The sequence below is a fragment of the Streptomyces sp. NPDC041796 genome, assembly GCF_055590785.1.
In genome coordinates this window covers 112,254-126,912 of record NZ_JBVJAH010000006.1, presented here as the reverse complement: position 1 = coordinate 126,912, position 14,659 = coordinate 112,254, and the positions used below count along the sequence as shown (strand labels likewise).

Below are 14,659 nucleotides of genomic sequence, written 5' to 3'. Positions count from 1 at the left end.
TGTAACGGGTGTTAAAGGCGACCCAGTTGGGACAGAACCTGTTTGGGGCGGTTGGTGATGATTGCCTCCACTCCGAGCCGGGCGCACAGTTCCACGTCCTCCGGCTCGTTCACCGTCCAGACATGGACACGGTGCCCGGCCCGGTGGAGGCGGGCGATGTAGCCGGGGTTGTTGCGGACGATCCGGATGGACGGCCCGGCGATCCGGGACCCGGCCGGCAGCCGCCCGTCACGCACGCGTGGGGTGACGAACTGCATCAGGTACACGGTCGGCACGGCCGGGGCCGCCGCCGCGATCCGGTGCAGCGAGCGGGCGGAGAAGCTCATGATCCGTACGGGGGTGGTGGTGCCGGTCCGCGGCCGGGCCAGCCCGAACCGCTCCAGCAGTTCCACCAGCCGCGCCTCCACCTGGCCGGCCCAGCGGGTGGGGTGCTTGGTCTCGATGGCGAGCTCGATGCGCCGCCCGGCGTCGGCCACGAGCGCGAGCAGCCGCTCGAGCGTCAGGACGGAGGTGTACTCGGGGTCGCCCCAGTCCGGGCTCTCGTTCGCGTCCTTCCAGGCGCCGAAGTCGAGCTGGGCCAGATCGGCCAGCTCCAGCGTGGAGACGGCGCCGCGGCCGTTGGAGGTGCGGTTGACGCGGCGGTCGTGGACGCAGACGAGATGCCCGTCGGCGGTGAGCCGTACGTCGCATTCGAGCGCGTCGGCGCCGTCCTCGATCGCCTTCATGTACGCGGCCAGGGTGTGCTCGGGCGCGTCCTCGGAGGCGCCTCGGTGGGCGACGACCTGGATCGTGTGCTGCCGTGCGTGGGTCACCGCGACATGGTGCCACCGCTGTTCGGCCCTCTACGACAGGCGTCCGATTCGCCGGAAATAAAGGATGGCCCGAAGACGCACAGCTCCGGCTTACAGTGGCCTGACGGGCTGTGGGAAAAGCTGTCCGCAGACACGTGCGACCCTGACGACGTGGAACCCTGAGGAGACCGAGCCGTGAGTACTGAGAACGAGGGCAACGCGGTCCCGTCCGCCCCCTCCACACCTCCGGTGCCGCCCTCTTCGTCAGCGCCGACGGAGGGCGCCCACGAGACGCCGCCGGCGGCGCAGGAACCGCCCCGTACACCCCCGCACGCGCCCATGGCACCGACGCGGGCCCATGACGTGCCGCCGCCCCCCGCGCCCCCCGCCGCACCCCCCGCCACGGGCTGGCCGGCCCAGCCGCCACCGCCCACCGCCTGGGGCACCCCGGTCCCGGCGACCCCCGAGCCGCCGCGCAAACGTTCCGGCGGCGGGCTGGTCGCCGCCGTCCTGGTCGCCGCGCTGGTCGCGGGCGGCATCGGCGGCGGTATCGGTTACTGGGCGGCCGAGCGCAGCGACGGCTCCAGCAGCTCGACGACCGTCGCCGCGGGCGAGGCACCGGCCGACTTCAAGCGCGAGCCGGGCACGGTCGCCGCGGTGGCGAGCAAGGCCCTGCCGAGCGTCGTCACCATCGAGGCCAAGTCGGGCGGCTCGGAGGCCGAGGGCGGCACGGGCACCGGGTTCGTGTACGACAAGGAAGGCCACATCCTCACCAACAACCACGTGGTCGCCTCCGCGGCGGAGAGCGGCACCCTCTCCGCGACCTTCTCCAACGGCAAGAAGTACGACGCCGAGGTCGTCGGCCGGGCCCAGGGCTACGACGTCGCCGTCCTGAAGCTGAAGAACGCACCCTCGGGGCTCACCCCCCTGCCCCTGGGCAACTCCGACAAGGTGGCCGTCGGCGACTCGACGATCGCGATCGGCGCGCCGTTCGGCCTGTCCAACACCGTCACCACCGGCATCGTCAGCGCCAAGAACCGCCCGGTGGCGTCCGGCGACGGCAGCCCTGCCGGCCGTAACTCGTACATGAGCGCCCTGCAGACCGACGCCTCGATCAACCCGGGCAACTCCGGGGGTCCGCTCCTCGACGCGCGCGGCGCGGTGATCGGCATCAACTCCGCCATCCAGTCGGCCGGCAGCGGCGGCCTCGGCCAGTCGCAGGCGGGCTCCATCGGCCTCGGGTTCGCCATCCCGGTCAATCAGGCGAGGAGCGTCGCCGACCAGTTGATCAAGACGGGTCAGCCGGTCTACCCGGTGATCGGCGCCACGGTGAACATGACCGAGGAGGGCGAAGGCGCCCGCATCGCCGACCAGGGCGAGGGCGGCACCCCGGCGGTGGTCCCGGGCGGCCCCGCCGCGAAGGCGGGCCTCAAGCCGGGCGACGTGATCACCAAGTTCGGCGACCGGACGATCGACAGCGGCCCGACCCTGATCAGCGAGATCTGGACCCACAAGCCGGACGACAGGGTTACCCTCACCTACGAGCGCGGAGGCAAGGAAACGACGGTCGACGTCACCCTGGGCCAGCGCAAGGGCGACTAGCCGGCGCACGCGTCACCCGTACCCGCCCCCCGGCGTGCCGGGGCACGGGTACGGGCCCACAGTGGGTCCATGACCGCAGACCCGCCGCCCGTGACCGTCTCCCCGCCGAACCCCACCGGCGGCCGCAGCGTCCACGCCGACGACACGCCCCTCGGCCTCGCCCACAGCGTCGCCGACCTGGTCGACCTGCTCAGCAGCGTGGGCCTCGAACTGGGCCCGGACGAGGTGGCCACGACCCGCCTCATCCACTGGCAGGGCGGCGGCCCCGGGGTCTGGGCCGAGTCACCCCCCTGAGCCCCTCCGCCACCCTCCCCAGCCGGTAGGCTGTAGCCCGCCCCCGCAGCAGGCGCCGCGGGGCGCGGGTGGGTTGCCCGAGCGGCCTAAGGGAACGGTCTTGAAAACCGTCGTGGCGCGAGTCACCGTGGGTTCAAATCCCACACCCACCGCGGGTGAACACAGAGGGCGGGCCCCACTTCGGGGCCCGCCCTCCGCGTTGCCCATGTCGCTCCACCGCGTGGCGAACGCGCCTGCGGCAGCGACTCGGGATGAATGAGCTCGAGATGCATGAGCGGGGGGCCCATTTCCATCGACCGCTGAGACCGACGGCGGTCCGGCCGCCACGTCGAGGCGAGGCGTCCAGGAGCGCGAACCAGCAGCTCAACGCACCTGTCAGCGTGGCCTCCTATAGTGACGGCATGGGGGATTTCGAGAGTCGGGGCCGGACCGTGCTGTGCAAGTCGTGTCACCGGCCGCTGCGTCAGAACCGTCGTTGGTTTCCGCGGGAGTACTGCAACCGCTGGCACAAGGTGAGACACCGGGTGGCGAACTTCGTCGGGAGCGTGCTGGACAGCGCGTAGCGGAAGCGCCGGAGGTGCCCTGTTCCGCGCCGGTGTGTGACGACGGGAGCTGTGGTCCGTGCGCCGGGTGTGACGCGCCCACCGGCGTAGGGCGGGACGCGCCCAACGGCGTAGGGCGTAGCGCGCCCACCGGCTGTTGGCCGCGGAAATTGCGTTGCCCGTCCGGTGCGGCCGACGTCAGCATCTGGCCATGACTTCCTTCGTCCGTTCCCTGTCGCCGTCCGCCGCCCTTCGCGTGCCGGGGCGACAGCAGCGGTGCGGGCCGGGGTGGGGGTCGGCTTCCGTGTGGCCGTGATCGGCGCGCTGGTCGCGGGGGCGCTCGCCGGGTACGGGATCGCCGTGCCGGTGGGGGCCGTCGGGGCGTATCTGGTGGCGCTCACCGCGCGGACGTCGCTCAGGGTCGGGGCGTCGGCCGCGCTCGGGGTGGCCACCGCGGACGGGCTGTACGCGCTGGTGGCCGTTGCCGGAGGGTCGGCGCTGGCGCCCCTGGTGGAACCGTTCGTGGTGCCCCTGCGGTGGGCGTCGGGTCTGGTGCTGGTGGCGCTGGCGGTGCGCGGCGGTGCCGTGGCGGTGGGGCAGTACCGGGGGCGGAGGGCGGTGACGCGGGGCGTCGAGGTGCCGGTCGGGCCGCTGCGGGCGTATCTGACGTTCTTGGGGATCACGGTGCTGAACCCCATGACGGTGATCTACTTCGCGGCGCTGGTGATCGGCGGCCGTGGCGCCGGGGAGCCCGGGGGGCCGGAGCAGGCCGTCTTCGTGCTCGCCGCCTTCGTCGCCTCCGCCAGCTGGCAGTTGCTGCTGGCCGGGAGCGGCGCACTGCTCGGCAGGGCGCTGACGGGCCGCCGCGGGCGTCTCGTCACCGCCCTGGTCTCCAGCGCGCTGATCATCGCGCTCGCGGTCCATCTGCTGCTCTCGGCGCCGTGAGGCGGGCCGCCGAGGCGATGGTGGCGCGGGCCTCGTGGGCGGTGAGGCCGGTGTGTACGGCGGCATCGGTGAGGGCGTCCGCGAGGGTGTCGCCGAGGCCGTTCTCGTACGCCCGGCAGGCCGCCCAGAACAGCCGGGTGTTGCGCTGGCCCTCGTGGGCGGCCAGCACGAAGTGGACCAGGCCCTCGCCGTGCGGTGCTCCGGGCCGCCGCCCGGGCGCGGGGGGCCGCGGCGGGGGGACCAAGAGGCGGAGGAGGCCGGGCGGGCACGGCGCCGGGGCCAGGGCCGCCGTGCCGGGGGCCAGACGGTAGGCGCCGCGGGCGGTGACCGACCCGGGGCCGGCCAGGTAGCCGCCGGCGCCCCTGATGTCGACGCCGGGGGCGAGGCGGCCGGCGGAGTTCGGGACGACGACGTCGGGCGGGCCGGTCAGCCAGAGGTGGCGGCCGCCGCTGGGCGTGAGGACGGTGACCGTCTCGGGGACCGTGAAGCCGTGCTGCCGGGCGAGGTGCTGGAGGACGGCCGGCTCGGTGTCGAGGTCGACGCCGATCAGGTGGTGGGGCGGGCGCCCGCAGGCGATGCCGTATCCGGTCGCGCGGGGTGCGAGGGCGAACAGGGCGCGTACGGCGGCGGGGTCGGTGGTGGCGTCGTGGACGCCGTGCCCGGGCCGGCCGCACTCGCCGCGGCAGCGGACCGGTACGGGGTCGTCGCGGTGCGGGGACGGCAGGGCGGGGAGCTTGGTCGGCGACAGGGGGATGACGGGCAGCCCGCGTTCGGCGGCGGACAGCGCGTGGGCCAGGGCAAGGGTGACCCTGCGCCGGTCTGTAGCGGCCATGGCTCCATGTTCGTACGGGCGTTCTAATAAGGGAAGAGGTAAGGGATGGCCGGAAATGCACCGGAACGTTTCTCCCCTCCGGTGCGGCGGCCCCCTGGGGCTCCTCCGTAGTCGATCAAGCCCTGAACTGCGCTTTCGCGGCGCGAAGGGGGTTTATCGACTTGTCATCACGCTTGCGAGGGAAGAGGCACTCCGGGCGGATTCGTCGGGGATTCGGTGGGCAACTCTTGAACCACGACGTCGAGAACTCGCCGGGACGGTCGGCCAACCGCCCGGGAACAAGCCGTAGTTACGCACATGGTCCCTGGAGGACATACATGGCAAGCATCCGTACCGCTCGCGTCATCGCCGCCGTGGCCGCACTGCCCCTCGCCGCCGGTCTCTTCGCGGGGGTGGCGCACGCCGACACCGGTGGTCTCGCGAACGACGGATCCAACGCGTCCGCGGCATCGATCAGCGGCAGCGGTGTCGGCGGGAGCAACGCGGGCAATTCCACGACCGGCCAGCAGACCGCCAACGGTGGCGGCGCCTCGAACCAGAGCAACACCACGAGCGTGAACGGCCCGGGCTTCACGGTCATCGGCCAGAGCACCCCCACGGTGGACTTCGTGCCCTTCTGGTAGACCGGCCCGTGGGGGGTCATGGGGACGAGGTGAACGGCGGCCTGTGCGGCGGTACTCCGGTACCGGCGTACAGGCCGTTCGCCGTCTCTTGACAGTGGCCCACTATCTGACGGACAGTCAGAAACTGTGACGGACGAGCTGGACGACCCGGCCCCGGTGGACGACCCGGACGCGCTGTACAAGCGGCTCACGACGTACGAGGGCCGCGTGGCCGCCACCGGGGGCGTCGGCAAGGACCCGGTCAACGCGCCCATGATCAGACACTGGTGCGAGGCGATGGGTGACACCCACCCCGCGTACACCGGGCCCGAAGCCATCGCCCCGCCCACCATGCTGCAGGTGTGGACCATGGGAGGCCTGTCCGGGCACCCCGGCCGGTCCGGCGCGTACGACGAACTGCTCGCCCTCCTGGACCGCGCCGGCTGCGGCGCTGTGGTCGCCACGGACTGCGAGCAGGAGTACCTACGGGATCTCCGCCCCGGGGACGCCGTCACCTTCGACGCGGTGATCGAGTCCGTGTCCGCCCGCAAGAACACCCGGCTGGGCACCGGCCACTTCGTCACCACGCGCACGGACGTCCGGGTGGACGGACACCTCGTCGGCATCCACCGCTTCCGCATCCTCAAGTACGCACCCGCGGGGCCCCGCGCCGCCCACAAGCGCCCCCGCCCCGTGATCAACCGTGACAACGCCGGCTTCTGGGACGGTGTCGCCGCCCACCGGCTGCTGATCCAGCGGTGCACCGGCTGCGGCACGCTGCGCCTCCCCTGGCTGCCGGGGTGCAACACCTGCGGGTCGGGGGAGTGGGACACGGTCGCGTCGAACGGCGAGGGGACGGTCTACTCGTACGTCGTCATGCACCACCCGCCCTTCCCGGCCTTCGACCCCCCTTACACGGTCGGCCTCATCGAACTGGCGGAAGGCGTCCGCATGATCAGCAATGTGATCGGGGTGCCTCCCGGCGAGGTACGCATCGGCATGCCCGTACGACTGGAGTTCCTGCGGGTCGACGAGGAACTCGAACTGCCGGTCTTCCGGGGAGAGGCAGGCGCCCGGTGAAGCCCGGGGACGCACTCCCGCCTCTGCGCGTGCCGATCACCCGCACGCTCATCGTCGCGGGTGCCATCGCCTCCCGTGACTACCAGGACGTCCACCACGACGCCGAGCTCGCCAAGGAGAAGGGCTCCCCCGACATCTTCATGAACATCCTGACGACGAACGGTCTCGTCGGCCGGTACGTCACCGACCACTTCGGCCCGCGGGCCCGCCTCCGCAAGGTCGCCATCCGGCTCGGCGCGCCGAACCACCCCGGCGACACCATGACGCTGACCGGCACGGTCACCTCCGTCGACGGCGACACGGCCACCGTCCGCGTGGTCGGTGCCAACCGGCTCGGCAACCACGTCAACGGCACGGTGACCGTCACACTCACCGGCACGGCGACCGGCGCGGCGACCGGCGCGGCGAGCGGCAGGGTGACCAGCGTGGCGACCAGGACGGCGACGGGCACGGCGACCGGTACGGCGAGCGGCAGGGCGACCGGCGCGGGAGCGGGAACGTGAGCGTCCGCGCGGCCGACGCGCTCGGCGGCCGGGCGGCCATCGTCGGGATCGGCGCGACCGAGTTCTCCAAGGACTCCGGGCGCAGCGAACTCAGGCTCGCCGTCGAGGCCGTGCGCGCCGCCCTCGACGACGCCGGGCTCACCCCCGCCGACGTCGACGGCATGGTCACCTTCACCATGGACACCAGCCCCGAGATCACCGTCGCCCAGGCGGCCGGCATCGGCGAGTTGTCGTTCTTCTCGCGGGTCCACTACGGCGGTGGTGCCGCCTGCGCCACGGTCCAGCAGGCCGCCCTCGCCGTCGCCACGGGCGTCGCCGACGTCGTCGTCTGCTACCGCGCCTTCAACGAACGCTCCGGCCGCCGCTTCGGTGCCGGCGTGCAGCACCGCGAACCCTCCGCCGAAGGAGCCGCGCTCGGCTGGCAGCTACCGTTCGGGCTGCTCACCCCCGCCTCCTGGGTCGCGATGGCCGCCCGGCGCTACCTCCACACGTACGGCCTGACCCCCGACGCCTTCGGCCACGTGGCCGTCACCGACCGCCGCCACGCCGCGACCAACCCCGCCGCGTACTTCCACGGCCGGCCGATCACCCTCGCCGACCACGCCGCCTCCCGCTGGATCGCCGAGCCGCTGCGGCTCCTCGACTGCTGCCAGGAGACCGACGGCGGCCAGGCGCTCGTCGTCACGAGCACCGAACGCGCCCGCGATCTCCCCCACCCGCCCGCCGTGATCGTCGCGGCCGCGCAAGGAGCCGGGCGGGCTCAGGAGGCCATGACCCACTTCTACCGCCACGACCTCACCGGCCTGCCGGAAATGGGTGTCGTCGCCCGGCAGCTGTGGCGCACCTCGGGCCTCCGCCCCGCCGACATCGACGTCGGCATCCTCTACGACCACTTCACACCGTTCGTGCTCATGCAGCTCGAGGAGTTCGGATTCTGCGCCCCCGGCGAGGCGGCCGGCTTCGTCGCGGCCGACGCCCTGCCCCTCAACACCCACGGAGGCCAGCTCGGCGAGGCGTACCTGCACGGCATGAACGGCATCGCGGAAGCCGTCCGACAGCTACGCGGAACGTCGGTGAACCAGGTGCCCGGCGCGGCAACGGCCCTGGTCACGGCCGGCACCGGCGTCCCCACCTCCGGCCTGGTCCTGGGCGCGAGCACCGTCCGACCCTGAGCCCGGCCCCCCCGCTCCTCCACCTCCAGGAGGTCCGGCGGGCCACCCCCGTACAACCTGAGGCGGATCCCGGTTCGGCACCTCTGGGCGATCCCCCGCGTAGCACCCGCTCATAGCGTGGACCTATGACCGCGACCGCCGGCACCGTCTGCACCGGGGCCTCCACAGCCGCCACCGGCCACGCCACCTCCTACCCGTCGTTCTCGTCGTACGTACGGGCCCGGGGGCCCGTGCTGCTGCGTACCGCCCGGTCGCTGACCGCCAACCCGTGCGACGCCGAGGACCTGCTGCAGACCGCCCTCACCAAGACGTACGTCGCCTGGGGGCGCATCGAGGACCACCGGGCGCTCGACGGCTACGTACGCCGGGCCCTGCTGAACACCCGCACCTCGCAGTGGCGCAAGCGCAGGGTCGACGAGTTCGCGTGCGACGAGCTGCCCGAGCCCCCCGGGCTGCCGGACCCCGACCCGGCCGAGCAGCAGGTGCTGCGCGACGCGATGTGGCGCGCGGTGATGAAGCTGCCCGACCGGCAGCGGGCCATGGTGGTGCTCCGGTACTACGAGGACCTCAGCGAGGCCCAGACCGCGGAGGTCCTCGGGGTCTCCGTCGGCACGGTCAAGAGTGCCGTCTCACGGGCTCTCGGCAAGCTCCGTGAGGATCCGGAGCTCTCCCCCGTACGGTGATCGGCTCGACCCGATCTACTCCTGGGTAGTGACATACCGCGTGGTATGTGCGCAGAATCTGCACACCCTTTCTGCCACGTAGCGCCCAACGGGAGGACGCCGTGCTGAGCACCATGCAGGACGTACCACTGACTGTGACCCGCATCCTCCGCCACGGGATGACGATCCACGGGAAGTCGCGGATCACCACCTGGACCAGCGACGCCGAGCAGCCGCACCGTCGCACCTTCGCGGAGACCGGCGCACGCGCGACCCAGCTGGCCGGAGCCCTGCGCGACGAACTCGGCGTCACCGGCGACGAGCGGGTCGCCACGCTCATGTGGAACAACGCCGAGCACGTGGAGGCGTACCTGGCGATCCCCTCCATGGGCGCCGTCCTGCACACCCTGAACCTCCGCCTGCCCGCCGAGCAGCTGGTCTTCATCGTCAACCACGCCGCCGACCGGGTCGTGATCGTCAACGGCAGCCTCCTTCCGCTGCTCGCCCCGCTCCTCCCCCACCTGCCGACCATCGAGCACGTGGTGGTCTCCGGCCCCGGCGACCGCGCCCTCCTCGACGGCGCCGCACCCGCCGTCCACGAGTACGAGGAGCTCATCGCGGGCCGCCCGACCACCTTCGACTGGCCCGAGCTGGACGAACGCTCCGCCGCCGCCATGTGCTACACCTCCGGCACCACCGGCGACCCCAAGGGCGTCGTCTACTCCCACCGCTCCATCTACCTGCACTCCATGCAGGTGAACATGACCGAGTCGATGGGACTGACGGACAAGGACACCACCCTGGTGGTCGTGCCCCAGTTCCACGTCAACGCCTGGGGCCTGCCCCACGCCACCTTCATGACCGGCGTCAACATGCTGATGCCCGACCGCTTCCTCCAGCCCGCCCCGCTCGCCGAGATGATCGAGCGCGAGAAGCCCTCGCACGCGGCGGCCGTCCCCACCATCTGGCAGGGCCTCCTCGCCGAGGTCACCGCCAACCCCCGCGACCTGTCGTCCATGGCCAACGTCACCATCGGCGGCGCCGCCTGCCCGCCGTCCCTCATGGAGGCCTACGACAAGCTCGGCGTCCGTCTCTGCCACGCCTGGGGCATGACCGAGACGTCCCCGCTGGGAACCATGGCCAACCCACCGGCCGGCCTCACCGCGGAGGAGGAGTGGCCCTACCGCGTCACCCAGGGCCGATTCCCCGCCGGAGTCGAGGGCCGGCTTGTCGGCCCCGGCGGCGACATCCTGCCCTGGGACGGCGCGTCGGCGGGCGAGCTGGAGGTCCGCGGCCCGTGGATCGCGGGCGCCTACTACGGCGGCGCGGCCGGTGAACCCCTCAGGCCCGAGGACAAGTTCACCGCGGACGGCTGGCTCAAGACCGGCGACGTCGGCGTGATCAGCCCGGACGGCTTCCTCACCCTCACCGACCGGGCGAAGGACGTCATCAAGTCGGGCGGCGAGTGGATCTCGTCGGTGGAACTGGAGAACGCGCTGATGGCCCACCCGGAGGTGGCCGAAGCGGCCGTCGTCGCCGTCCCGGACGACAAGTGGGGCGAGCGCCCCCTGGCGACGGTGGTCCTCAAGGAGGGCGCGACCGCGGACTACGTGGCGCTGCGCGACTTCCTCGCCGAATCGATCGCCAAGTGGCAGCTCCCCGAGCGCTGGGCCGTCGTCCCGGCGGTGCCGAAGACGAGCGTGGGGAAGTTCGACAAGAAGGTGATCCGCAAGCAGTACGCGAGCGGAGAGCTGGACGTCACCCAGCTCTGATCACGCCGCAGGGGCGCCTCCTCCGGGGGGCGCCCCTGCGCTGTCCTGCGCCGTCCTGCGCTGTACTACGTACCGTCCTGCGTACGGTCGGTTCGTACCGTCTTCGGCCCGCATACCCTCAGTTCGTACCGATCTTGGCCAGCAGGTCCACGATCCGCGACTGCACCTCGGCACTCGTCGACCGCTCCGCCAGGAACAGCACCGTCTCGCCCGACGACAGCTTCGGCAGCTCCGCCTGCTGGAGGCTCGCCGAGGTGTAGACGACGAGCGGCGTACGGTTCAGCTGACCGTTCGCCCGCAGCCAGTCGATGATCCCGGCACGGCGGCGACGCACCTGCATCAGGTCCATCACCACCAGGTTCGGCCGCATCTGCGCGGCCAGCGTGACCGCCTCGCCGTCCGTGGCCGCCCGCGCCACCTGCATCCCGCGCCGCTCCAGCGTCGCCGTCAGCGCGAGCGCGATCTCCTCCTGCTCCTCGATCAGCAGGACCCGCGACGGATGCTGCTCACTGTCCCGAGGGGCCAGCGCCTTGAGCAGTACGGCCGGGTCGGCTCCGTACGCCGCCTCCCGCGTCGCCTGGCCCAGCCCCGCGGCCAGCAGCACCGGCACCTCGGCCGCCACCGCCGCCTGCCGCAGCGACTGCAGTGCCGTGCGCGTGATCGGCCCGGTCAGCGGGTCGACGAACAGCGCCGCCGGGAACGCCGCGATCTGGGCGTCCACCTCCTCGCGCGAGTGCACGATGACGGGCCGGTAACCACGCTCGCTCAGCGCCGCCTGCGTGGAGACGTCCGGCGCGGGCCACACCAGCAGCCGGCGCGGGTTGTCCAGCGGCTCGGGGGGCAGCTCGTCGTCGACGGGCAGCGGCGGACGCTCGTTCGCCACCTCGACGGCTCCACCGGGACCGTCCAGCGGCTCCGGGCCCTCGGCCGCATCCTCGTCCGGTGCCCCTATCTCGTACGCCCGGCCCTCGGCCGGGGCGGACAGCCGCTGCGGCGGGGCGGAGGCGGGAGCCGGGGGCGACTGGGGGTGCGGCCGGGCGGCCGGTCCCTCCGCCGGGGGCGTGGCCAGCTTGCGGCGCCGCCCGGAACCCGAGGACTGCTGCTGGGCGATCTGCTGGGCGAACGGCACGCCCTGGCCCAGGGTGCGCACGCTGAACGCCCGCCCCTGCCCGTTCGACGCGCCGGAATCGCCGGTCGGCACCTCCGGCGGAAGGGGTACGGAGCCGGTGCCGGTGCTGGTGCTGGTCCCGGTGCCGGTGGTCGTCTCCTGGACCGCCCGTCGACGCCCGGTGGCCATGGGCGCGGGCGAGGGGGCCGGAGCGGGCACGGGCGGCGGGGTGGCCGAAACCGGGTGCGGCTGCGGCGGCGTGTGATCGGCGCCCGGCTCCGGACGCACCACGTCGTGGCGGCCCTCGTCGGGACGCCCGGAGAACTCGGAACGCTCGGGGAGCTCGGAGCGCTCCTCGGGGCGCCGGTCCGCCTCGGCGGGCGGCAGCGCGAACGCGGTGCGGGCGCCGCCCTCGGGCGCCTGCGGCACGGTCCGGTCCTGTGCCGCGGCGAGTGCCCGGCGGGCCCTCCGCCCCCCGGCCGGTTCGGCGGCCGGAGCGTCGGCGGCGGGTGCGGCGGCCGCCGGAAGCGCCGGCATCGCGCCCTCGCCGGTGCGCCGGGCCCGCCGCCCGGCAGCCGGAACCGGCACCGCGTCCGCGGGCACGCCCTGCGGCGGCACCGTCTCACCGAACGCGGCACGGCCCTGCGCGCTCTCCGCGGCCGTCATGACCGCCCCCTCGGCGGGCGCCCCGACCGCGGGGATCCCGACCGCGGAGGCTCCGGCCTCGGCCGGGCTCGGCCGCCCGCGCCGCCGCCCGGTCGGCTTGGCCGCCACCGGGTCCTCGGCCTGCACGGGGCTCTCCAGGAAGGCCTCCGTCGAAGCGCGCCGCGCCCGCCGCCGACCGCCACCGGGCGCCCCGCCACCGGAGGTGTCCCCCGACGCCTGCGCGGGAACAACAGCGGCCGGAGCGCCCACGGTCGCCGGCGCTTCGGCCACCGGCGCTTCCAAGGCCGGAGTCCCCGCGCCCTGCGTACCCGCTGCCTGCGTCCCCGCGCCCTGCGTCCCTGCGCCCTGCGTACCCGCGCCCTGTGTCCCTGCGCCCTGCGTCCCGGCGACCGGCACATCCGCCACCGGCACGTCCGCCACCGGCGCCGCGACCGGCTTCACCGTCCCGGCGCCCTCGCCCAGCGGCACCTCCAGGACGTACGCGCTGCCCGGCATCCCCGGCACCTCGTGCGTCTGGAGCACCCCGGCGTGCGCCCGGACGATCCCGCGCACGATCGGCTCGTGCACCGGGTCGCCCCCGGCGTACGGCCCACGCACCTCGATCCGTACGACGTCACCGCGCTGCGCCGCCGCGACGACGATCGTCGAGTCGACGTACCCGCCGCCCGGCACCACCCGCGCCTTGCCGGTCGAGTCGACCCCGGCGACGTCCGCGATCAGATGGGCGAGCGCGGTCGAGATCCGCACCCCGTCCACCTCGGCCTCAATCGGCGGGGCGTGCACGGCGAACTGCGCCCGCCCGGGGCCGATCAGCTCCACCGCGCCCTCGACACCGGCGGCGACGACCGCGTCGAGCAGCGCCTTCGACTTCCGCAGCGACTCGTCACCGACGTCGAGCCGCTGGAAGCCCAGCACGTTGTCGACGAGCGTCGTCATCCGGGAGTACCCGGCGGCCAGATGGTGCAGCACCTGGTTGGCCTCGGGCCACAGCTGACCGGCCGGGTCGGCGGCCAGCGTGCCCAGCTCGCGGCGCAACTCCTCCAGCGGCCCGCGCAGCGACTCGCCCAGCACGGCGGTCAGCTGGGCGTGCCGCGCGGCGAGGGCCGCGTACCGCTCCTCGTACCGCTCGATCTCGACGGAGAGGCGCTCGCTGAGGTCGGCCATCTCGGTGGCGTGCCGTTCGGTGAGCTCGGTGACCTCGGCCTCGTGCCGCTCGGTGAGCTCCGCGACCTCGGCGGTGTGCCGGGTCTCCTGCTCCTCGTACGGGCGCCGGTCGGTGAACGTCATCACCGCACCGACCAGCTGGTCCCCGTCGCGGACAGGCGCGGTCGTCAGGTCGACCGGCACCGGTGAACCGTCCTTGGCCCACACCACTTGCCCGCGCACCCGGTGCTTGCGCCCGGACCGCAGCGTGTCGGCCAGCGGTGACTCCTCGAACGGGAACGGCTCCCCGTCCGCCCGGGAGTGCAGCATCAGACCGTGCAGTTCCTTGCCGCCCAGGTCGCTGGCCCGCCAGCCCAGTATCTGGGCGGCGGCCGGGTTGACCAGCACGATCCGCCCGTCGGTGTCCGTGCCGACGACGCCCTCGGAGGCGGCGCGCAGGATCATCTCGGTCTGCCGCTGGGAGCGGGCCAGCTCGGCCTCGGTGTCGATCGTCCCGGACAGGTCCCGCACCACGAGCATCAGCAGTTCGTCGCCGGTGTAGGCACTGCCGTACGAGTCGTACGCCTCGCGCCCGTCCTCCAGGCTCGCGCTGGTCACCTCGACCGGGAACTCGCTGCCGTCCGTACGCCGCGCGATCATCCGGGCCGGCTTGGTGCGTCCGCGCGCGTCGGCGGCCTCGGGACGGCGCATCGAGCCGGGGATCAGCCGCGAGTCGAACGCGGGCAGCAGATCGAGCAGCCCGCGCCCGACCAGTGCCGTACCGGGCGTCTCGAACATTTCGAGGGCGATGGTGTTGGCGTTGACGACCGTGCCGTTGCAATTGACGAGTACGAGCCCGTCCGGCAGCGCGTCGAGTATGGCTGCGAGGCGAGCAGCGCCTCGGGATGGCCTGCTGCTCACGACGACGCTTCCTCCCACTCGGCC

General features: G+C 73.3%; 11 protein-coding genes, 1 tRNA gene and 1 pseudogene. 10 read left to right on the top strand and 3 right to left on the bottom strand.

The genetic code is table 11. The annotated features are described in order from the left end of the window. Positions 1-11: 11 nt before the first annotated feature. Positions 12-812: a glycerophosphodiester phosphodiesterase gene (locus ACZ6C1_RS13710; protein WP_469240587.1), complete on the bottom strand. Its 801-nt coding sequence runs from the start codon at positions 810-812 to the stop codon at positions 12-14. Between the two features lie 174 nt (positions 813-986). Here ACZ6C1_RS13710 and ACZ6C1_RS13705 point away from each other — a divergent pair, with 174 nt between their 5' ends. From ACZ6C1_RS13705 to ACZ6C1_RS13690, 4 genes are all read left to right on the top strand, one after another. Then, positions 987-2,393, top strand: a complete 1,407-nt coding sequence (locus tag ACZ6C1_RS13705; protein WP_469240585.1) for a S1C family serine protease — start codon at positions 987-989, stop codon at positions 2,391-2,393. Between the two features lie 69 nt (positions 2,394-2,462). Beyond that, the gene (locus ACZ6C1_RS13700) at positions 2,463-2,687 is read left to right on the top strand and encodes a hypothetical protein (protein ID WP_469240583.1); all 225 of its coding nucleotides are present in this window, start codon (positions 2,463-2,465) and stop codon (positions 2,685-2,687) included. 67 nt (positions 2,688-2,754) lie between these two features. Next, positions 2,755-2,839, top strand: a tRNA-Ser gene (locus ACZ6C1_RS13695). 702 nt (positions 2,840-3,541) lie between these two features. Then, positions 3,542-4,174 carry a LysE family transporter gene (locus ACZ6C1_RS13690; protein WP_469240581.1) on the top strand — a complete coding sequence of 211 codons (633 nt, stop codon included), beginning with the start codon at positions 3,542-3,544 and terminating at the stop codon, positions 4,172-4,174. On the opposite strand, the gene ACZ6C1_RS13685 is transcribed toward ACZ6C1_RS13690, so the two are convergent. Then, the gene (locus ACZ6C1_RS13685) at positions 4,134-5,006 is read right to left on the bottom strand and encodes a bifunctional DNA primase/polymerase (protein WP_469240579.1); all 873 of its coding nucleotides are present in this window, start codon (positions 5,004-5,006) and stop codon (positions 4,134-4,136) included. The genes ACZ6C1_RS13690 and ACZ6C1_RS13685 overlap by 41 nt on opposite strands. Before the next feature lie 317 nt (positions 5,007-5,323). On the opposite strand from ACZ6C1_RS13685, the gene ACZ6C1_RS13680 reads away from it, so the two are divergent. From ACZ6C1_RS13680 to ACZ6C1_RS13655, 6 genes and pseudogenes are all read left to right on the top strand, one after another. Further along, positions 5,324-5,629, top strand: coding sequence for a hypothetical protein (locus tag ACZ6C1_RS13680; protein ID WP_469240577.1), 306 nt, complete (start codon positions 5,324-5,326; stop codon positions 5,627-5,629). A gap of 126 nt (positions 5,630-5,755) precedes the next feature. Next, entirely contained in the window at positions 5,756-6,688 is a 933-nt protein-coding gene (locus tag ACZ6C1_RS13675) for a bifunctional MaoC family dehydratase N-terminal/OB-fold nucleic acid binding domain-containing protein (protein WP_469240575.1), read from the top strand. Next, a pseudogene (locus tag ACZ6C1_RS13670) lies at positions 6,685-7,071 on the top strand (MaoC family dehydratase); the annotation flags it as partial. The gene ACZ6C1_RS13675 and the pseudogene ACZ6C1_RS13670, both read left to right, overlap by 4 nt. A gap of 116 nt (positions 7,072-7,187) precedes the next feature. Further along, positions 7,188-8,363: a lipid-transfer protein gene (locus ACZ6C1_RS13665; protein WP_469240574.1), complete on the top strand. Its 1,176-nt coding sequence runs from the start codon at positions 7,188-7,190 to the stop codon at positions 8,361-8,363. Positions 8,364-8,488: 125 nt separating this feature from the next. Then, positions 8,489-9,046, top strand: a complete 558-nt coding sequence (locus ACZ6C1_RS13660; protein WP_469240572.1) for a SigE family RNA polymerase sigma factor — start codon at positions 8,489-8,491, stop codon at positions 9,044-9,046. Positions 9,047-9,147: 101 nt separating this feature from the next. After that, positions 9,148-10,797: a long-chain fatty acid--CoA ligase gene (locus tag ACZ6C1_RS13655; protein WP_469240570.1), complete on the top strand. Its 1,650-nt coding sequence runs from the start codon at positions 9,148-9,150 to the stop codon at positions 10,795-10,797. A 118-nt stretch (positions 10,798-10,915) separates the two neighbouring features. On the opposite strand, the gene ACZ6C1_RS13650 is transcribed toward ACZ6C1_RS13655, so the two are convergent. After that, a complete protein-coding gene (locus ACZ6C1_RS13650; RefSeq protein WP_469240568.1) occupies positions 10,916-14,635 on the bottom strand; it encodes a hybrid sensor histidine kinase/response regulator in 3,720 nt (1,239 codons plus the stop codon). Between the last annotated feature and the right edge of the window lie 24 nt (positions 14,636-14,659).